Here is an 18,344-nt window from a genome sequence, read left to right as displayed (position 1 = left end):
GGTCACCGGAGGAGAAACCGCGTGGCGCTGGAACCCGACCCAAAGGAGGGGAAGAAGGGCATGAGAAGTGGATTCCGTATCGTGACGGCCGCGGTGGGGGCACTGGTCGTCGTCGTGGCGGCTGCCAGCCCAGCGCATGCGTTGGTGGAGAAGCGTGGGTCGAAGAGTTGCTCTGCACCTTATACAGTGCGCGTCACCTCCAACGCGTCGGGAATAATTCGTCACTACGTCCAAGGGGTCGAGATCGGGTACTACTATCACTCGGTCATGAGTTCCGATACATCTCCCTCATCCGTCGGGTCGGGGTCTTGGCGCGTCACGGCTTCCGGAAGCTTGAACGATGCGGGCACGTTCGCTGGCTGTGGTCCCGGCGTGTGAGGTCTGCAGTGCGTCGGACGCTAGCGCGAGGCGCACTGGGGCTCTGCCTGCTCCTGACGATGCTCGGCTGCGCAGTGCCCGGTGCCGATGACGAGGCCCCAGTGACCGAGCAGGCCGGGCCCGGGCAGGAGTGGCGCCCGCGAACGCCGGTGCAGGACCTGCCCAGCCTGACCGAGGAGGAGAAACGACAGATCCGGGAGCTCGATCTGGCGCGTCGGGCTGCGGACCTGCGACTGGACGATCCCCCGCCGACGTGGGAACTGGTTCGATGGATCACTCCCGACGAGGTCGGCGAGGTGAGCAAGCACTGCTTGGAGGAGTTGGGGTTCTCGGTCGAATCAGCGTCAGACGGGCACGGCTACCGTCTGGCCCAGCCCTTGCCGGAGTCCCAGGTCTCCGCCTACCACGAAGCTGTGTACAGCTGTGCGTCTCGATACACCGTGGATCCGACCTACGGCCAAGGTCTGACCGACGACCAGCTCCGTGTTGTCCACGAGTACTACACCGACGTGTTGATGCCCTGCATGGCTGAACTTGGCTTCGCCCCGAGCACTGTGCCGAGCCGAGAGCAATTTCCAGCGGCGTACCGGAACGAAGGCTGGACTCCGTTCAACGAACTGGACAAGGCGAGCCTCGACAAGGTCCAGCAGTCGTGCGCACTGGAGCCCCCGCTCGGGGCGCTCTTCGGACGGTGAGGGAGCAGCACCTGCGGTTCAGACCAGGCGGGCCGACAGCACTCCCTCGATCTCGCCCAAGCGTCGTATCAGGGCGTCCGGCACCTCGCCGTTCACGTCGACCAGCGTGTAGGCCAGCTCACCGCGCGAGGAGTTCAGCAGGTCGGCGATGTTGAGGCGGGATTCGCCGACGATCGTGGAGATCTGGGCGACCATGTTCGGCACATTGGCGTTGGTCAGCGCGATCCGTTGGGCGCCGGCCGAGCGGGCCAGCTGCGCGGTCGGAAAGTTCACCGAGTTCCGAATCGTCCCCTCCGTGAGGTATTCGCGCAGTTCCTCCACCGCCATGACCGCGCTGTTCTCTTCCGCCTCGCGCGTGGACGCCCCGAGGTGGGGGAGCGTCACCACCTTCGGCCGCTTGTTGAGCAGCGGCGTCGGGAAGTCGCACACGTACCCGCGCAGCTGGCCGCTCTCGAGGGCCTCGATCAGGGCGGTCTCGTCCACGATGGGGCCGCGCGCGAAGTTGATCAGCACGGCCGAGTTCTTCATCGCGCGGAACTGGGTGTCGCCGATCAGGCCCCGGGTGCCGTCGACCAGCGGGATGTGCAGGGTCACGATGTCGGACCGGCGCAGCAGCTGGTCCAGGGAGATGACGCGCTCGACGTTGCTGGACAGGCGCCACGCGTGCTCGACCGTGATGGCCGGGTCGTAGCCGAGGACCTTCATGCCGAGCGAGATCGCCACGTTGGCCACCTCGACACCGATCGCGCCCAGACCGATCACGCCGAGCGTGCGACCGGGCAGCTCGAAGCCGACGTAGTTCTTCTTGCCGGCCTCGACCAGCTTGTCCATCGTCTCGTGGTCACCCTCGAGGCGGTGTGCGAAGGCCGCGGCGTCCACGATGTTGCGGGCGGCCAGGAAGATGCCGGCCACGACCAGCTCCTTGACCGCGTTGGCGTTGGAGCCTGGCGTGTTGAACACCGGGATGCCCCGCTTGGACATCTCCGCGACCGGGATGTTGTTGGTGCCGGCCCCGGCGCGGGCCACGGCCATCAAGGACGCCGGCACGGGTTCGCCGTGCAGGCTCGCCGAGCGCACGAGGATGGCGTGCGGGTCGGCGACGTCGGGCCCGACGTCGAAGGCGTCGGCGCCCAGGCGGGACAGGCCGGCCTGGCTGATCGAGTTCAGGGTGCGGATGCGAAAGGTCATGGTTCTCCTGCGAACGCGGCGGCGACGGCTCAGCCGTGCGTGCGCTCGAACTCCTTCATGAAGTCGACGAGGGCTTGGACGCCGGCCAGCGGCATCGCGTTGTAGATGGAGGCGCGCATGCCGCCCACCGAGCGGTGGCCGGCCAGGTTGGTGAGGCCGGCGGCCTCGGCCTCGGCGACGAACTGCTTGTCGAGGTCGGGGGCGCTGATGAGGAACGGCACGTTCATCCACGAGCGGTACGCCGGGTCGACCGGGTTGGAGTAGAAGGGGGAGTCGTCGATGAAGCCGTAGAGCAGCTCCGCCTTCTCGCGGTTGCGCGCGGCCATGCCCTCGAGCCCGCCGTTGGCCTTCACCCAGTCCAGGGTGAGGCCGAGCAGGTAGAGCCCGAAGGTGGGCGGGGTGTTGATCATGGAGTCGGCACCCGCCTGGACGGTCCAGTCCCACACGGTCGGGGTCTCGGTGCGGGGGCGTCCGAGCAGGTCGCGGCGCACGACGACGACCACAAGGCCCGAGGGGCCCATGTTCTTCTGGGCCCCCGCGTAGATGACGCCGTGGGCGTCCACGTCGACGGGCCGGGACAGGATGGTCGAGCTCATGTCGGCCACCACGGGGACGCCGGCCGCCGGCACGTGGTCGAACTCGAGCCCTCGGATGGTCTCGTTCGGGGTGTAGTGGAGGTAAGCGGCCTCGGCGGGCACCTCGTAGGAGCCGGGCGCCGGGATCGTGGTGAAGTTGCTGTCCGCGGTGTCGGCGACGACGGCCACGTCGGCGTACTTCTTCGCCTCGGCGATGGCCTTCTTCGACCAGTCGCCGGTGTTGAGGAAGGCGATGGTGTCGCCGGCGGCCGACAGGTTCATCGGCGCCGCGGCGAACTGGCCCAGCGCGCCGCCCTGCAGGAACAGGCAGGCGTACTCGTCGCTGATGCCCATGACCTCGCGCAGGGAGGCCTCGGTCTGCGCGGCGCAGGCGACGAACGCCTTCCCGCGGTGCGACACCTCCATGACCGACATGCCGGAGCCGCCCCAGTCGAGCAGTTCGGCCTGGGCCTGGTCGAGGACCTCGGTGGGCAGCATCGCCGGACCGGCGGAGAAGTTGTGCACGCGCATGCCCCGCATTGTTCACCCGCGCGGGGGCGCCCACGCGCGCGTCCCGGGGTGCGGGCGCAACCGCGGGAGCGTGATTTGCCGATGCCACGGCGTCCGACGTAGGATTGCAGGGTTGCTTTGACGCCGGTGGCGGCAAGGCGTCCTTCCGGGTGTCCCGGAGGGGTGCTCCGCCGGTAAAGCCAACCCGAGCAGGTCTGGTGGTTGACGCCGGGCCCGACCAAGTCCCAGGAATCTGAGATTTGTGCGGCCCTGAGAGGCGCGACACGCCCGACCGCGGGGGTCGGAGTGACAAGGGGTTTCTCACCCGAGGAGCCCAACGCGAGGCAGGGGAGTGATGCCCTCGGCCACGACCAACGAAGGAAACCCATGGCGGGACAGAAGATCCGGATCCGACTCCGGGCCTATGACCACGAGGTCATCGACACGTCGGCGAAGAAGATCGTCGACACGGTCACCCGTACCGGCGCTCAGGTCGCCGGCCCGGTGCCCCTCCCGACCGAGAAGAACGTGTACTGCGTCATCCGGTCGCCCCACAAGTACAAGGACAGCCGCGAGCACTTCGAGATGCGCACCCACAAGCGGCTCATCGACATCCTCGACCCCACGCCGAAGACGGTTGACTCGCTGATGCGTCTCGACCTTCCGGCCGGTGTGGACATCGAGATCAAGCTTCCGTGAGGTCCGCTGCCGTGAACAACAACCGCACTGTGAAGGGCATTCTGGGCTCCAAGCTCGGCATGACCCAGCTCTGGGACGAGAACAACAAGATCGTCCCCGTCACCGTCATCCAGGCCGGCCCCTGCGTCGTCACGCAGGTCCGCACGCCTGAGAAGGACGGCTACAACGCCGTTCAGCTCGCCTTCGGCGCCGTCAAGCCCAAGAACGTGAACAAGCCCGAGACCGGCCACTTCGAGGCCGCCGGCGTCACCCCGCGCAAGCACCTGGTGGAGCTCCGCACCGCCGACGCGTCGGAGTACACGCTCGGCCAGGAGGTCACCGCCGAGACGTTCGAGGCCGGCCAGGTCGTCGACGTCACGGGCGTCTCCAAGGGCAAGGGCACCGCTGGTGTCATGAAGCGCCACGGCTTCGGTGGCCTCGGCGCCTCGCACGGTACCCACCGCAAGCACCGCGCCCCGGGTTCGATCGGCCAGTCCTCGACCCCGTCCCGCGTGTTCGCCGGCATGAAGATGGCCGGCCGCATGGGCGTCGACAAGGTGACCGTGCAGAACCTCACGATCCACTCGGTGGACGCCGAGCGCGGCCTGATCCTGGTCAAGGGCTCCGTGCCCGGCCCCAAGGGCGCCCTGGTCGTCGTGCGCACCGCCGCCAAGAAGGGAGCCTGAGCATGGCCGAGTCCCTGAGCGTCGCCATCCTTGGCACGAAGAAGAAGGCTGACCTGCCCGCCGAGCTGTTCGGCGTGCAGACCAACATCCCCCTGATCCACCAGGTCGTGGTGGCCCAGCTGGCCGCCGCCCGCCAGGGCACCCACGCCACCAAGACCCGCGGCGACGTCCGGGGCGGTGGCGCCAAGCCGTGGCGCCAGAAGGGCACCGGTCGCGCCCGCCAGGGTTCGCGCCGCGCCCCGCAGTGGACCGGCGGTGGTGTCGTGCACGGCCCGCAGCCCCGCAGCTACGCGCAGCGCACCCCCAAGAAGATGGTCGCGGCCGCCCTCCGTGGCGTCCTGTCCGACCGCGCCCGCGACGGTCGCCTGCACGTGATCGACACCTTCGTGAAGGGTGACAAGCCCTCCACCAAGGCCGCCCTCCAGGCGCTGGAGTCGATCGCCGGCAAGCGCGTCCTCGTGGTGCTGACCCGCGACGAGGAGATCGCGTGGCTGAGCCTCCGCAACGTGGCCAGCGTGCACCTGATCACCCCTGACCAGCTCAACGCCTACGACGCGGTCGTGGCCGACGACGTGGTGTTCTCCACCGCGGCGCTCGACGCCTTCGTCGCCGGGCCGGCCAAGGGCAAGTCGGTCAAGGCCGTCGCGACCGAGTCCGAGGTTGCGACGCAGTTGGAGCGTAGCGACAAGGAGACCGAGAAGTGAGCAACGCCCTGAAGATCAAGGACCACCGCGACGTTCTGATCGCGCCGGTCGTGAGCGAGAAGAGCTACGGCCTGCTCGACGAGAACAAGTACACGTTCCTCGTCGACCCGCGGGCCAACAAGACCGAGATCAAGATCGCCGTCGAGAAGGTCTTCGGCGTCAAGGTCACGTCCGTCAACACCATCAACCGCCAGGGCAAGAGCCGCCGCCTGCGCTACGGCACGGGCAAGCGTCCCGACACCAAGCGCGCGATCGTCACGGTCGCCGAGGGCCAGCGGATCGACATCTTCGGCCAGGGCAACTAAGGCGAGGACTGAACACACATGGCTATTCGCAAGTACAAGCCCACGACCCCGGGTCGTCGCGGCTCGTCGGTCTCGGACTTCTCCGAGCTGACCCGTTCCACCCCTGAGAAGTCGCTGCTCGTCCCGATCAAGAAGACCGGTGGGCGCAACAACCAGGGGCGCGTGACCACCCGCCACATCGGTGGTGGCCACAAGCAGGCCTACCGCATCATCGACTTCAAGCGGTACGACAAGGACGGCGTCCCGGCCAAGGTCGCTCACATCGAGTACGACCCGAACCGCACCGCCCGCATCGCGCTGCTGCACTACGTCGACGGCGCCAAGCGCTACATCATCGCTCCCGAGGGCCTGGCCCAGGGCGCGATGGTGGAGGCCGGCGAGGGCGCGGACATCAAGCCCGGCAACAACCTGCCGCTGCGCAACATCCCCGTCGGCACCACGGTGCACGCGGTGGAGCTGCGTCCCGGTGGCGGCGCCAAGATGGGCCGCTCCGCCGGTGCCGGCATCCAGCTGGTCGCCCGTGAGGGTCGCTTCGCCACCCTGCGCCTCCCCTCGGGCGAGATGCGCATGGTCGACGTCCGCTGCCGCGCGACGGTCGGCGAGGTCGGCAACGCCGAGCAGAGCAACATCAACTGGGGCAAGGCCGGCCGCAACCGCTGGAAGGGCATCCGCCCGACCGTCCGCGGTGTCGTCATGAACCCGATCGACCACCCGCACGGTGGTGGCGAGGGTCGCACGTCCGGTGGCCGTCACCCGGTCAGCCCCTGGGGCAAGCCCGAGGGTCGCACCCGTGACAAGAACAAGGCGAGCAGCAAGCTCATCATCCGTCGCCGCAAGTCCGGCAAGAAGCGCTGATCGGGGAGTAGGAAAGAATGCCACGCAGCCTGAAGAAGGGCCCCTTCATCGACGAGCACCTGGCCAAGAAGGTCGACGTGCAGAACGAGAAGGGCACCAAGAACGTCATCAAGACCTGGTCCCGCCGCTCCATGATCAGCCCCGACATGATCGGGCACACCATCGCGGTGCACGACGGTCGCAAGCATGTCCCGGTGTTCGTCTCCGAGGCCATGGTGGGTCACAAGCTGGGCGAGTTCGCCCCGACGCGTACCTACCGCGGCCACGTGAAGGACGACAAGAAGTCGCGTCGGCGCTGATTGCCGCGAGAACAGGAAAAGGATTCATGAGCAACAACGAGAGCCGGCCCAGCCGCCGTGCTGCGCTGCTCGGGGACCGTCCCGGCTCGTACGCCATCGCGCGTCACGTCCGGATGTCTCCGACCAAGGTGCGTCGTGTCGTGGACGTCGTCCGCGGCATGGACGTCAACGAGGCCCTCGCGGTGCTGAAGTTCGCACCGCAGGCCGCCTCCGACCCGGTCTACAAGGTGGTCGCCTCCGCGGCCGCCAACGCCGAGAACACCGAGAGCCTGCGGGCCGATGACCTGTTCATCTCCCAGGCGTTCGTCGATGAGGGCGTCACGCTGCGCCGCATCCGCCCGCGGGCCAAGGGCTCCGCGAGCCGGATCATGAAGCGTGCGTCGCACATCACCGTCGTCGTCGAGCCCAAGGGCACGAAGGGAGCCTGAGCATGGGACAGAAGATCAACCCCCATGGCTTCCGCCTGGGCATCACCACCGACCACAAGACCCGTTGGTACGCCGACAAGAACTACGCCGAGCTGGTCGCGGAGGACGTCAAGATCCGTGAGTGGCTGCGCACCAACCTGGAGCGCGCCGGCATCAGCAGCATCGAGATCGAGCGTCGCTCCGAGCGCGTCACGATCTTCCTGCACGCGGCGCGTCCGGGCATCGTCATCGGCCGCAGCGGTGCTGAGGCCGAGCGTGTCCGCGCGCAGCTGGAGAAGCTGACCGGCAAGCAGGTCCAGCTGAACATCCTCGAGGTCAAGAACCCCGAGATCGACGCCCAGCTGGTCGCCCAGGGCATCGCCGAGCAGCTCGGCGCCCGTGTGGCCTTCCGCCGCGCGATGCGCAAGGCGCAGCAGACCGCCATGCGGTCGGGCGCCCAGGGCATCCGGATCCAGTGCTCCGGCCGTCTCGGCGGCGCCGAGATGAGCCGCTCGGAGTTCTACCGCGAGGGTCGCGTCCCGCTGCACACGCTGCGCGCCGACATCGACTACGGCTTCTACGAGGCCCGTACGACGTTCGGTCGCATCGGCGTGAAGGTGTGGATCTACAAGGGTGACGTCTCCGGGTCGCGCGCCGAGCGCGCCGCCCAGAAGGCCGCCCGTGCAGCCGCCGCCGGCGGCCAGCGTCGCCCGGGCCGTGGCCCGCGCCGCGACGGTGGTCCCCGTGGCGATCGTCCCGAGCGTGGCGGACGCCGCCGCGCCGAAGCCGCAGCCGAGGCCCCGGCCGAGGCTGCGAACACCGAAGGAGCGTGACACATGCTGATTCCGCGTCGCGTCAAGCACCGCAAGCAGCACCACCCGAAGCGTGACGGGATGGCCAAGGGCGGCACCAAGCTGGCCTTCGGCGACTACGGCATCCAGGCGATGGACTCCGGCTACCTGACCAACCGTCAGATCGAGTCGGCCCGTATCGCCATGACCCGCCACATCAAGCGTGGTGGCAAGGTGTGGATCAACGTCTACCCCGACCGCCCCATGACCAAGCACCCCGCCGAGTCCCGCATGGGTTCGGGTAAGGGTTCCCCCGAGTGGTGGATCGCGAACATCAAGCCGGGCCGCGTGCTCTTCGAGCTCTCCGGCGTGCCGGAGGAGGTGGCCCGCGAGGCCATGCGTCTGGCCATCCACAAGCTGCCCTTCAAGGCACGCTTCATCAAGCGGGAAGCAGGTGACATCTGATGGCGAAGGCACTCGTCGCCGCTGACCTCCGCGGCCTGAGCCGCGAGGAGCTCAACAAGAAGGTCGTCGAGCTGAAGGAGGAGCTGTTCACGCTCCGCTTCCAGGGCGCGACCGGCCAGCTCGAGTCGCACGGCCGCCTGCGCGAGGTCCGCAAGGACATCGCCCGCGTCTACACCGTGCTCCAGGAGCGCAACCTGGGCATCGTCCCCGACCCGGACCTCGAGAAGTAAGGCACATCCGTGAGTGAGACTGTTGAGCGCAACGCGCGCAAGGTGCGTGAGGGCATCGTCACCAGCGACAAGATGGACAAAACCATCACCGTCGCGATCGAGCAGCGCGTCAAGCACGCCCTGTACGGCAAGGTCATGACCCGCACGATGAAGCTGAAGGCCCACGACGAGGAGAACGCCGCCGGCATCGGCGACCGTGTCCGCGTCATGGAGACCCGCCCGCTGTCGGCAACCAAGCGCTGGCGCCTGCTCGAAATTGTGGAGAAGGCCAAGTAATCGCGTACCCTTGGGGAGGTTTGCCTCGCGCAGACCCCACCGACTGATGGAGAGGGGGCTCTCGAGCCCCCTCTCCTGACCCACGTTCGGAGCCGACGACGAGCTGACACCGGCTTGGAAACCCGACCAGCGAAGACCGCCGGCGCGCCACCGCAGGTGGCATCCGACACCGTTCCGCAAGGCCCCGTGGGGAACCGGCGAAACAACAGGAGAAGAGAAGAAATGATCCAGCAGGAGTCGCGACTCAAGGTCGCCGACAACACCGGTGCGAAGGAGATCCTCTGCATCCGTGTTCTCGGTGGCACGAGGCGCCGCTACGCCGGCCTGGGCGACAAGATCATCGCCACGGTCAAGGACGCCATCCCGGGTGGCAACGTGAAGAAGGGTGACGTCGTCACGGCTGTCATCGTTCGCACGGCCAAGGAGACCCGTCGCCCGGACGGCTCGTACATCAAGTTCGACGAGAACGCCGCCGTCATCCTCAAGAACGACGGCGAGCCGCGCGGTACCCGCATCTTCGGCCCCGTCGGCCGTGAGCTGCGCGACAAGAAGTACATGCGCATCATCTCGCTGGCCCCGGAGGTGATCTGACATGGCGAACTCGCTCCACGTCAAGAAGGGTGACACCGTCAAGGTGATCGCCGGCGACGACAAGGGCGCCATCGGCGAGATCATCGCCGTGTTCCCCAAGGAGGGTCGCGTCATCGTCGAGGGCGTCAACCTCGTCAAGAAGCACACCGCGGCCAACCCGAACGCGGCCGGCAAGAACACCGGCGGCATCATCGAGACCGAGGCCCCGATCCACGCCAGCAACGTCCAGCTCGTCACGGGCTCGGGCAAGAAGGCCCAGGTGACCCGCGTGGGCTACAAGCGCGTCGAGGTGACCAAGCGCCGTCCCGACGGCACCGAGTACACCGCGACCCGTTCGGTCCGGATCGCCCGCAAGACCGGAGAGGAGATCTGAGATGGCCGAGACCGCTGTCAAGGAACTGCCCCGCCTGAAGAAGAAGTACCGCGAGGAGATTCGCGACGCCCTGAACTCCGAGTTCAACTACGACAACGTCATGCAGATCCCCGGTCTGGTGAAGATCGTGGTGAACATGGGTGTCGGCGAGGCCGCGCGTGACTCCAAGGTGATCGACGGTGCCGTCAAGGACCTCACCGCCATCACCGGCCAGAAGCCGCAGGTCACCAAGGCCCGCAAGTCCATCGCGCAGTTCAAGCTGCGTGAGGGCATGCCGATCGGCTGCCACGTCACCCTCCGCGGTGACCGCATGTGGGAGTTCGCCGATCGGCTGCTGACCCTGGCGCTGCCCCGTATCCGTGACTTCCGTGGCCTCTCGGCCCGCCAGTTCGACGGCCAGGGCAACTACACCTTCGGCCTCAACGAGCAGGTCATGTTCCACGAGATCGACCAGGACAAGATCGACCGCGTGCGTGGCATGGACATCACGTTCGTCACCTCCGCCACCACCGACGACGAGGGTCGCGCGCTGCTCAAGGCGCTCGGCTTCCCGTTCAAGGCGCCGGAGAACGACCCCAAGAAGGCCGTGGCCCGTCGTCGCGCCTTCACTGGCTCCAAGAGCCAGATCAAGAAGCAGATGAGCAGAAGGTGACCCACTGATGGCAAAGACTGGTCTGAAGGTCAAGCAGAGCCGCAAGCCGAAGTTCGAGGTGCGCGCGTACACCCGCTGCAACAAGTGCGGGCGTCCGAAGTCGGTGTACCGCAAGTTCGGCCTGTGCCGCATCTGCCTCCGCGAGATGGCGCACAAGGGCGAGCTGCCCGGTGTCATCAAGTCCTCCTGGTGAGCGACACCACCACCCACGATTCATGACGCGGTAGGTCCCCGGGGCGACCGCCCCGGGGAAACCACGGCGAGAAAGAGGCCCAACAAGCCATGACAATGACGGATCCGATCGCAGACATGCTGACGCGTCTGCGGAACGCCAACCAGGCGTACCACGATTCGACCTCCATGCCGCACAGCAAGATCAAGGCGGGCATCGCCGAGATCCTGAAGCAGCAGGGCTACATCACCTCCTACGAGGTCATCGAGCCCGGCGAGGGCGAGGTCGGCAAGACCCTCAAGATCACCCTCAAGTACGGCGACAGCCGCGAGCGTTCCATCGCCGGCCTGCGTCGCATCAGCAAGCCCGGCCTGCGTGTCTACGCCAAGAGCAACGCGCTGCCCAAGGTCCTCGGTGGCCTCGGCATCGCGATCATCTCGACCAGCCAGGGCCTGCTGACCGACAAGGAAGCATCCCTCAAGAGCGTGGGCGGCGAAGTGCTCGCCTACGTGTGGTGACGGGAGGTAGCTGAACATGTCCCGTATTGGAAAGCTCCCCATCGCGATCCCGGCCGGCGTCGAGGTCACCCTCGACGGCCAGGACCTCCAGGTCAAGGGCCCCAAGGGCACCCTGTCGCTGACGGTCGCCCAGCCGATCCAGGTCGCGCGCAACGACGAGGGCCAGCTCGAGGTCACCCGCCCGAACGACGAGCGCGAGTCGCGTTCGCTGCACGGCCTGACCCGCACGCTGGTCAACAACATGGTCATCGGTGTCACCGAGGGCTACGAGAAGAAGCTCGAGATCGTCGGCGTCGGTTACCGCGTGATCAGCAAGGGCCCGCAGCAGCTGGAGTTCCAGCTGGGCTTCAGCCACCCGGTGATCATCGACGCCCCCGAGGGCATCACCTTCACGGTCGAGAAGCCGACGGCCTTCTCGGTCCAGGGCATCGACAAGCAGGTCGTCGGCGAGGTTGCGGCCAACATCCGCAAGCTCCGCAAGCCCGAGCCCTACAAGGGCAAGGGTGTCCGCTACGCCGGCGAGCGCATCCGCCGCAAGGTCGGAAAGGCTGGTAAGTGACGATGAGCTTGATCTCGAACAACAAGGGCATGGCTGCTCGCGCCAAGGCGCGCCTGCGTCGTCAGGCCCGTGGTCGCAAGAAGATCTTCGGCACCACCGAGCGTCCCCGCCTCGTTGTGACGCGTTCCGCGCGCCACATCCTGGCCCAGGTCATCGACGACACCGCCGGCCACACGCTGGCCGCGGCGTCCACGATGGAGGCCGACGTGCGTGCGGCGTCCGGTGACAAGAGCGCCAAGGCCAAGCAGGTCGGCACGCTCCTCGCCGAGCGGGCGAAGAAGGCGGGCGTCGAGTCCGTCGTGTTCGACCGCGCCGGCAACCAGTACCACGGACGGATCGCTGCGCTGGCTGACGCCGCGCGCGAGGCCGGCCTCGGATTCTGATCGAAGCGGAAAGGAAAACAATGGCGAACGAAAACGCGAACGCCCGTGGCCAGCGCGGCCAGGGCGGTGGCGAGCGTCGCGGCCGCGACGATCGTCGAGGCGGGCGCGACAACGCCGCCCGTGAGGAGAAGAGCCAGTACCTGGAGCGCGTGGTTGCCATCAACCGCGTCGCCAAGGTCGTCCAGGGTGGTCGTCGCTTCAGCTTCACCGCGCTCGTCGTGGTGGGCGACGGTGACGGCACCGTGGGTGTCGGCTACGGCAAGGCCAAGGAGGTGCCCGCGGCGATCGCCAAGGGTGTCGAGGAGGCGAAGAAGAACTTCTTCCGCGTCCCCCGCATCCTGGGCACCATCCCGCACCCCGTCCAGGGCGAGAAGGCCGCAGGCGTCGTCCTGCTGCGCCCGGCGTCCCCGGGTACCGGTGTGATCGCCGGTGGTTCGGCCCGCGCGGTGCTCGAGTGCGCCGGCATCTCCGACGTGCTGGCCAAGTCGCTGGGCAGCCCCAACGCGATCAACGTGGTGCACGCCACGGTGACCGCCCTGCAGCAGCTCGAGGAGCCCGAGCAGGTCGCCAAGCGTCGCGGCCTCCCCGTGGAGGACGTGGCCCCGGCCGCCCTGCTCAAGGCTCGTAAGGAGGGCGCTGCCTGATGGCCACCCTGCGCGTGACCCAGATCAAGAGCGCCAACAGCGCCAAGCGGAACCAGGCCGAGACCCTCAAGACCCTCGGCCTGCGGAAGATCGGCGACGTCGTGGAGCGTGAGGACCTGCCGCACTACCGCGGCATGGTCAACACGGTCATCCACCTCGTCTCCGTCGAGGAGGTTGACTGACATGGCGCTCAAGGCACACCACCTGCGCCCGGCCCCCGGGGCCAAGACCGACAAGCACCGCGTCGGCCGCGGTGAGGGTGGCAAGGGCGGCAAGACCGCCGGCCGTGGCACCAAGGGCACCGGCGCACGCAAGAACGTGCCGGCGAACTTCGAGGGCGGCCAGATGCCGCTGCACATGCGGCTGCCGAAGCTGCGCGGTTTCCAGAACCCCTTCCGGGTGGAGTACCAGGTCGTGAACATCGCGAAGCTGGTCGAGCTCTTCCCCGAGGGTGGCAAGGTCACTGTCGAGGACCTCGTCGCCAAGGGCGCCGTCCGCAAGGGCCGCCTGGTCAAGGTGCTCGGCACCGGCGAGGCCACCGTGAAGTTCGACATCGACGCCCACGCGTACACCGCGTCGGCGAAGAGCAAGATCGAGGCAGCCGGCGGCACCGCCAACGAGCTGTGACCTGATCACACACACGCGAAGGGCGTCCCCATCGGGGGCGCCCTTCGTGCATGTCCGGGTGCGGCACCTTGGACGGACCCATCCACGTGGATGGATCTCGTACGCGATCGGGCCCTTGGGCGAGTCGAAGCCATCCCCGACGATGGGGCCGACCCGACCCGGGGTCACCGGCCAGGGAAGTGGGCACGCCACTCGTCGCGCAGGGGAGGGACTTGCATCCCACGCGAACGCATGGCTGCCACCACGCGCTCGAGGGTGGCCGACGGCGTCCGGTAGATGTCCTTGGCGACCAGGGTGACCAGCCGCCAGTCCCGTAGGTCGAACTCCTCGCGGCGCGTGATGTCGCCCTCCCACTGGGAGACCACGGTGGCATGGTGGCGTCCGTCGTACTCGATGCCGAGCCGCGCCTCGCGGTAGCCCATGTCGACGCGTCGGAGGACGATGCCGTGGTCGTCCCGGAACTCGATGTCGATCTGGGGCTCGGGAAGCCCGGCGAGCAGGAGCAGGAGTCGGGTCCGGGTCTCCATGGGGGAGTCCACCCGCGCGCGCACGAGCGCTGCGGCCCGGACGGCCCGCGTGCGGAGGCGGTCCGGGGCCGACGCCGCGGCCCTGACCAGCCGGGCGGGGCTCGCCAGCCCCTTCCTGACCAAGGAATCGCCCAGCACGACCGTGTCCACCAGGCCCAGCACGCCGGCGAGGTCGATGAACGTGGCGGTCGGTGACGTGGTCCGGACCCCGTCGAACGTCACCGGCGTCCGGGTCGAGCGGTGGACCTGCAGGCCCAGCTTCCGGGATCGGTTGCGATGGGCCGGCACGCTCGCGTGCAGGTTCTCGTCGTGGGGCACCACGCCACCCAGCACGCGCGCGGCGGTGTGGTGGGAGACGAAGCCGTCGACCGGCAGAAGTTGCATGACAGCGCGGGCCTCGAGCAGCGGGGTCACCGGCATCCGAGCGTCCACGTAGACGCCGGGCAACAGGCGCCGGAACCGGGACGAGGCGAGTGCGCGCCGGGTGAGCCCGGCGGCGAGGGCGTCCCTGGCCCGGAAGGGGAGCTTGGGGTTGAAGGCCATGCATCCAGCCTCGGGGCTGCCGCGAGCGCCGATCCCGGCATCCACAGGGGTGGTGTTGTCCGGGTGTTGTCGGGACGGACCCATTCGGACGCCGGGTTAGGCTGGCGCGCATGTGCGGGCGCTTCGCTGCCTCGGCCAGCACCGAGGACATCATCGAGACCTTCGCGATCGACGAGGTCGTGGACGAACCCCTGCCCACGTTCAACGCGGCGCCCACCGACCCGGTGCCTGCTGTCGTCGAGCGGCTCGACAAGGAGACCCGCCAGGCCGTCCGCAAGCTCGTCACCCCCCGGTGGGGGCTCGTGCCCTCCTGGGCCAAGGACGCCCGCGGCGGGGCCCGCATGATCAACGCCCGCGCCGAGACCGTCGCGGAGAAGCCCGCGTTCCGCAAGGCGTTCGCGGCCCGGCGCTGCCTGATCCCTGCCGACGGGTTCTACGAGTGGACGCCGACCACCGGCCCGACCGGTAAGCCGGCCAAGCAGCCGTGGTTCATCCGGACGCCCGGGGAGGGACCGTTCGTCATGGCCGGCCTCTACGAGTTCTGGAAGGACCCGGGGCTCGCGGGGGAGGGGGCCTGGCTGACCACCTGCACGATCATCACCACGCAGGCCACCGACGCGCTGGGGCACATCCACGACCGCATGCCCATGACGGTCCTCCCGGGCGACTGGGACGCCTGGCTCGACCCCCGGCTGACCGACGCCGAGGGCGTCCGGCCCCTGCTGCACGCACCGCACGGTGCGGAGGTCGAGACCTACGCCGTGGTGCCGCTGGTGAACAACGTGCGCAACGACGGGCCGGAGTTGCTGCAACCCCTGCGCTGAGGTCCCGGGCGATGCGCCGAGCACCCCGAAGGCTTGGTAGAGTCTGACCGGTTGGGCCCACGGCCCGACCTTGTTGTGCTGTCGCCAGTTGATTGGAACCGGATGCTCTCCGCCTTCGCCCACGCGCTCAGGACCCCTGACCTGCGCCGGAAGATCCTGTTCACGCTCGGGGTGCTCGCGGTCTTCCGTCTCGGTTCGGTGATCCCCGCCCCCAACGTGAACATGCAGAACGTGCAGCAGTGCACCCTGCAGGCATCGACCGGTCAGTCCGCCGGCCTGTACTCGATGATCAACCTGTTCTCGGGTGGCGCGCTGCTCCAGCTGTCGATCTTCGCGCTGGGCATCATGCCGTACATCACCAGCTCCATCATCTTCCAGCTCCTCGCCGTGGTGATCCCGCGGCTGGAGGCGCTCAAGAAGGAGGGTGGCGCCGGCCAGCAGAAGATCACGCAGTACACCCGTTACCTGACGATCGTCCTGGCGATCATGCAGTCGACCGCGTTCGTCACGATGGCGATCAGCGGCCAGCTGTTCCCGGGCTGTGCGCTGCCGCTGGTCTACGACAACTCGCTGTTCCCGATCCTGGTGATGATCCTGACCATGACGGCCGGCACCGGCATCGTGATGTGGCTGGGCGAGCTCATCACCGAGCGCGGCGTCGGCAACGGCATGTCGGTGATGATCTTCACCCAGATCGCGGCGGCGTTCCCGGCGCAGGTGTGGGCCATCGCGCTGTCCCGCGGCGCCACCGAGTGGAACGGCCTGACCCTGCCGAACTCGTCCGGCTGGCTGGCCTTCGTCGCGGTCCTCGCGGTGGGCCTGCTGGTCATGCTGGGCGTCGTGTTCGTCGAGCAGGCGCAGCGCCGCATCCCGGTGCAGTACGCCAAGCGCATGGTCGGACGTCGCCTCGTCGGTGGCAGCACCACCTACATCCCGATCAAGGTCAACCAGGCCGGTGTGATCCCGGTGATCTTCGCCAGCTCGCTGCTGTACCTGCCGATCATGTTCGCCCAGTTCGCCCCCAACAACCCGGTGTCGTCGTGGATCGCGACGAACATGTCGGGACAGGGCATCTGGCACAACCTGGTCATGTTCGTGCTGATCGTGGCCTTCGCCTACTTCTACGTGTCGATCACCTTCAACCCCGAGGAGGTCGCGGACAACATGAAGAAGTACGGCGGCTTCATCCCGGGCATCCGTGCGGGCAAGCCGACCGAGAAGTACCTCGCGCACGTCCTGAGCCGCCTCACCGCGCCGGGCGCCACCTACCTGGGCCTGATCTCCCTGCTGCCCGCCTTCGCCTTCCTGGCGCTGGGCACGTCGCAGCAGTTCCCCTTCGGTGGCACCTCCATCCTGATCGTCGTCGGCGTCGGCCTCGACACCGTCAAGCAGATCCAGAGCCAGCTGCAGCAGCGCAACTACGAGGGCTTCCTGAGGTGAGGCTCCTCATCATGGGCCCGCCGGGGGCGGGGAAGGGGACCCAGGCCGGCGCCATCGCCGACCACTACGGCATCGTCACGATCTCGACGGGCCAGCTCTTCCGCGACAACATCCAGCTGGGCACCCCGCTGGGCAAGCGGATCGAGTCGCTGATCGCGGCCGGCAACCTCGTCCCCGACGAGCTGACCAACGAGATGGTGTTCCAGCGCCTCTCCAGCCCCGACGTACGCAAGCGCGGGGGCTTCCTGCTGGACGGCTACCCGCGCACCCTCGACCAGGTGGAGGCCCTCGACGGGGCCCTCATCCGCAGCAGGCGCCGCCTCCAGGCCGTCATCGCCCTCGTGGCCGACCCCAACCAGCTGATCGCCCGCATGCTCAAGCGGGCCGAGATCGAGGGCCGGGCCGACGACAACGAGGAGTCGATCCGCCACCGCATCGAGGTCTACCACGCCCAGACCGCGCCGCTGCTCGACGTGTACCGCGACCGCGGCCTCCTCGTCGAGGTGGACGCCGTGGGCACGGTCGACGAGGTCCGCGAGCGCATCACCGGCTCCCTCGACGCCAAGCTCGGACAGCCCGCGTGAGCGGCGTCGAACTCAAGACGCCCGACCAGCTGCGCACCATGCGGCGCGCCGGCCTCGTCGTCGCCGAGGTGCACCGCGCGGTCCGCGAGGCCGCGGCCCCCGGGGTCACCACCGGCGAGCTCGACCAGCTGGCCCGCGACATCCTGGCCCGCCACGGCGCCGGGTCCTCCTTCCTGAACTATGGCGCCGCTTGGGGTTACCCGCCCTACCCGGGCGTCACCTGCATCTCGGTCAACGAGGAGGTCGTCCACGGCATCCCCGGGCCCCGTGAGCTCGTCGCCGGTGACTTGGTCTCGGTCGACTTCGGCGCGATCGTCGACGGCTTCCACGGCGACGCCGCGATCACCTTCGGGGTCGGCGAGCTGTCCGAGGCCGACCAGCGGCTCTCCGACGTGACGCTCGAGTCCCTGTGGGCGGGCATCGCCGCCGCGCACCTGGGCGGCCGCGTGACCGACATCTCCCACGCCATCGAGAAGAGCATCCGGGCCCGCCGCGAGCACTACGGCATCCTCAAGGACTACACCGGCCACGGCATCGGCTCCGAGATGCACCAGGCCCCCGACGTGCCGAACGTGGGGCGTCCGGGCCGCGGGCCGCGGATCGTCGAGGGCCTGGCCCTCGCCGTCGAGCCCATGGTCACGCTCGGCTCGGCCGTCGGCGTCACCCTCGACGACGAGTGGACGGTCGTGACCAAGGACGGCTCGCGCGCCTGCCACTGGGAGCACACGATCACCGTCACGCCGAAGGGCCTGTGGGTCCTCACGGCCGAGGACGGGGGCGAGGCCGAACTCGCCGCGCGGGGCGTCCCGTTCGGGCCGCTGGCCGACTGACCGCAACTCTTCACACTGCGGGCCCGGCGCCCCCT

Annotated in this window: 29 protein-coding genes; 26 read left to right on the top strand and 3 right to left on the bottom strand. The window is 68.3% G+C overall.

Annotation, left to right across the window (positions count from 1 at the left end):
• The first annotated feature begins 479 nt into the window (after positions 1–479).
• Positions 480–1,073 carry a hypothetical protein gene (locus H5397_RS08795; RefSeq protein ID WP_182816655.1) on the top strand — a complete coding sequence of 198 codons (594 nt, stop codon included), beginning with the start codon at positions 480–482 and terminating at the stop codon, positions 1,071–1,073.
• 18 nt (positions 1,074–1,091) lie between these two features.
• Here H5397_RS08795 and H5397_RS08790 read toward each other — a convergent pair whose 3' ends face one another.
• Positions 1,092–2,261, bottom strand: coding sequence for a phosphoglycerate dehydrogenase (locus H5397_RS08790; protein WP_182816654.1), 1,170 nt, complete (start codon positions 2,259–2,261; stop codon positions 1,092–1,094).
• 29 nt (positions 2,262–2,290) lie between these two features.
• Positions 2,291–3,367, bottom strand: coding sequence for a 3-phosphoserine/phosphohydroxythreonine transaminase (serC, locus tag H5397_RS08785; protein WP_182816652.1), 1,077 nt, complete (start codon positions 3,365–3,367; stop codon positions 2,291–2,293).
• A 366-nt stretch (positions 3,368–3,733) separates the two neighbouring features.
• On the opposite strand from serC, the gene rpsJ reads away from it, so the two are divergent.
• The 21 genes from rpsJ (at position 3,734) to rplO (ending at position 13,561) form a co-directional block, all read left to right on the top strand.
• Positions 3,734–4,045, top strand: a complete 312-nt coding sequence (rpsJ, locus tag H5397_RS08780) for a 30S ribosomal protein S10 (RefSeq protein WP_129459144.1) — start codon at positions 3,734–3,736, stop codon at positions 4,043–4,045.
• A gap of 11 nt (positions 4,046–4,056) precedes the next feature.
• Positions 4,057–4,710: a 50S ribosomal protein L3 gene (gene rplC, locus H5397_RS08775; RefSeq protein ID WP_182816650.1), complete on the top strand. Its 654-nt coding sequence runs from the start codon at positions 4,057–4,059 to the stop codon at positions 4,708–4,710.
• A 2-nt stretch (positions 4,711–4,712) separates the two neighbouring features.
• Entirely contained in the window at positions 4,713–5,414 is a 702-nt protein-coding gene (rplD, locus tag H5397_RS08770) for a 50S ribosomal protein L4 (RefSeq protein ID WP_182816647.1), read from the top strand.
• The gene (gene rplW / locus H5397_RS08765; protein WP_208090959.1) at positions 5,411–5,719 is read left to right on the top strand and encodes a 50S ribosomal protein L23; all 309 of its coding nucleotides are present in this window, start codon (positions 5,411–5,413) and stop codon (positions 5,717–5,719) included. The genes rplD and rplW overlap by 4 nt, the downstream gene beginning before the upstream one ends.
• A gap of 18 nt (positions 5,720–5,737) precedes the next feature.
• Complete coding sequence (gene rplB, locus H5397_RS08760; RefSeq protein WP_182816646.1) at positions 5,738–6,574, top strand: 50S ribosomal protein L2; 837 nt, start codon at positions 5,738–5,740, stop codon at positions 6,572–6,574.
• 17 nt (positions 6,575–6,591) lie between these two features.
• Positions 6,592–6,873, top strand: a complete 282-nt coding sequence (gene rpsS / locus H5397_RS08755) for a 30S ribosomal protein S19 (RefSeq protein WP_131167443.1) — start codon at positions 6,592–6,594, stop codon at positions 6,871–6,873.
• A 26-nt stretch (positions 6,874–6,899) separates the two neighbouring features.
• Entirely contained in the window at positions 6,900–7,301 is a 402-nt protein-coding gene (gene rplV / locus H5397_RS08750) for a 50S ribosomal protein L22 (protein WP_182816643.1), read from the top strand.
• Positions 7,302–7,303: 2 nt separating this feature from the next.
• Positions 7,304–8,113, top strand: coding sequence for a 30S ribosomal protein S3 (gene rpsC, locus H5397_RS08745; RefSeq protein WP_182816642.1), 810 nt, complete (start codon positions 7,304–7,306; stop codon positions 8,111–8,113).
• A gap of 3 nt (positions 8,114–8,116) precedes the next feature.
• A complete protein-coding gene (gene rplP / locus H5397_RS08740) occupies positions 8,117–8,536 on the top strand; it encodes a 50S ribosomal protein L16 (RefSeq protein WP_182816640.1) in 420 nt (139 codons plus the stop codon).
• The gene (gene rpmC, locus H5397_RS08735) at positions 8,536–8,766 is read left to right on the top strand and encodes a 50S ribosomal protein L29 (protein WP_182816638.1); all 231 of its coding nucleotides are present in this window, start codon (positions 8,536–8,538) and stop codon (positions 8,764–8,766) included. The genes rplP and rpmC overlap by 1 nt, the downstream gene beginning before the upstream one ends.
• Positions 8,767–8,775: 9 nt before the next feature.
• Positions 8,776–9,042: a 30S ribosomal protein S17 gene (gene rpsQ / locus H5397_RS08730; protein ID WP_182816636.1), complete on the top strand. Its 267-nt coding sequence runs from the start codon at positions 8,776–8,778 to the stop codon at positions 9,040–9,042.
• 222 nt (positions 9,043–9,264) lie between these two features.
• Entirely contained in the window at positions 9,265–9,633 is a 369-nt protein-coding gene (rplN, locus tag H5397_RS08725; RefSeq protein WP_182816634.1) for a 50S ribosomal protein L14, read from the top strand.
• Between the two features lies 1 nt (position 9,634).
• Positions 9,635–10,006, top strand: coding sequence for a 50S ribosomal protein L24 (rplX, locus tag H5397_RS08720; protein WP_182816632.1), 372 nt, complete (start codon positions 9,635–9,637; stop codon positions 10,004–10,006).
• A gap of 1 nt (position 10,007) precedes the next feature.
• Complete coding sequence (gene rplE / locus H5397_RS08715; RefSeq protein WP_182816630.1) at positions 10,008–10,658, top strand: 50S ribosomal protein L5; 651 nt, start codon at positions 10,008–10,010, stop codon at positions 10,656–10,658.
• A 7-nt stretch (positions 10,659–10,665) separates the two neighbouring features.
• Positions 10,666–10,851 carry a type Z 30S ribosomal protein S14 gene (locus H5397_RS08710; RefSeq protein ID WP_182816628.1) on the top strand — a complete coding sequence of 62 codons (186 nt, stop codon included), beginning with the start codon at positions 10,666–10,668 and terminating at the stop codon, positions 10,849–10,851.
• Positions 10,852–10,940: 89 nt separating this feature from the next.
• Positions 10,941–11,348, top strand: a complete 408-nt coding sequence (rpsH, locus tag H5397_RS08705; protein ID WP_182816626.1) for a 30S ribosomal protein S8 — start codon at positions 10,941–10,943, stop codon at positions 11,346–11,348.
• A 16-nt stretch (positions 11,349–11,364) separates the two neighbouring features.
• Complete coding sequence (rplF, locus tag H5397_RS08700; RefSeq protein WP_182816624.1) at positions 11,365–11,907, top strand: 50S ribosomal protein L6; 543 nt, start codon at positions 11,365–11,367, stop codon at positions 11,905–11,907.
• Positions 11,908–11,909: 2 nt separating this feature from the next.
• Positions 11,910–12,290, top strand: coding sequence for a 50S ribosomal protein L18 (rplR, locus tag H5397_RS08695; RefSeq protein WP_182816623.1), 381 nt, complete (start codon positions 11,910–11,912; stop codon positions 12,288–12,290).
• A 20-nt stretch (positions 12,291–12,310) separates the two neighbouring features.
• A complete protein-coding gene (gene rpsE / locus H5397_RS08690; protein ID WP_182816621.1) occupies positions 12,311–12,934 on the top strand; it encodes a 30S ribosomal protein S5 in 624 nt (207 codons plus the stop codon).
• Entirely contained in the window at positions 12,934–13,116 is a 183-nt protein-coding gene (gene rpmD / locus H5397_RS08685; RefSeq protein WP_182816619.1) for a 50S ribosomal protein L30, read from the top strand. Before rpsE ends, rpmD begins: the two co-directional genes overlap by 1 nt.
• Position 13,117: 1 nt before the next feature.
• Positions 13,118–13,561, top strand: coding sequence for a 50S ribosomal protein L15 (rplO, locus tag H5397_RS08680; RefSeq protein ID WP_182816617.1), 444 nt, complete (start codon positions 13,118–13,120; stop codon positions 13,559–13,561).
• A gap of 164 nt (positions 13,562–13,725) precedes the next feature.
• On the opposite strand, the gene H5397_RS08675 is transcribed toward rplO, so the two are convergent.
• On the bottom strand, positions 13,726–14,631 hold the full coding sequence (locus H5397_RS08675) for a hypothetical protein (protein ID WP_220492129.1): 906 nt from the start codon (positions 14,629–14,631) through the stop codon (positions 13,726–13,728).
• Between the two features lie 110 nt (positions 14,632–14,741).
• Between H5397_RS08675 and H5397_RS08670 the strand changes: the two genes are divergently transcribed.
• The 4 genes from H5397_RS08670 to map all read left to right on the top strand — a co-directional run bounded on the left by H5397_RS08670 (position 14,742) and on the right by map (position 18,309).
• Positions 14,742–15,455 carry an SOS response-associated peptidase gene (locus H5397_RS08670; RefSeq protein ID WP_182816615.1) on the top strand — a complete coding sequence of 238 codons (714 nt, stop codon included), beginning with the start codon at positions 14,742–14,744 and terminating at the stop codon, positions 15,453–15,455.
• A 102-nt stretch (positions 15,456–15,557) separates the two neighbouring features.
• A complete protein-coding gene (secY, locus tag H5397_RS08665) occupies positions 15,558–16,895 on the top strand; it encodes a preprotein translocase subunit SecY (protein ID WP_182816613.1) in 1,338 nt (445 codons plus the stop codon).
• Positions 16,892–17,479 (top strand): adenylate kinase, encoded by a 588-nt coding sequence (locus tag H5397_RS08660; RefSeq protein ID WP_182816612.1) that lies wholly within the window; start codon positions 16,892–16,894, stop codon positions 17,477–17,479. The genes secY and H5397_RS08660 overlap by 4 nt, the downstream gene beginning before the upstream one ends.
• Complete coding sequence (gene map, locus H5397_RS08655; protein WP_309224326.1) at positions 17,476–18,309, top strand: type I methionyl aminopeptidase; 834 nt, start codon at positions 17,476–17,478, stop codon at positions 18,307–18,309. The genes H5397_RS08660 and map overlap by 4 nt, the downstream gene beginning before the upstream one ends.
• Positions 18,310–18,344: the final 35 nt, after the last annotated feature.

It is taken from the genome of Propioniciclava sp. MC1683 (genome assembly GCF_014164675.1).
GTDB lineage: Bacteria > Actinomycetota > Actinomycetes > Propionibacteriales > Propionibacteriaceae > Propioniciclava.
The sequence above is the reverse complement of the archived record's forward strand: the minus strand, read 5'-3'. Positions and strand labels throughout refer to the sequence as shown.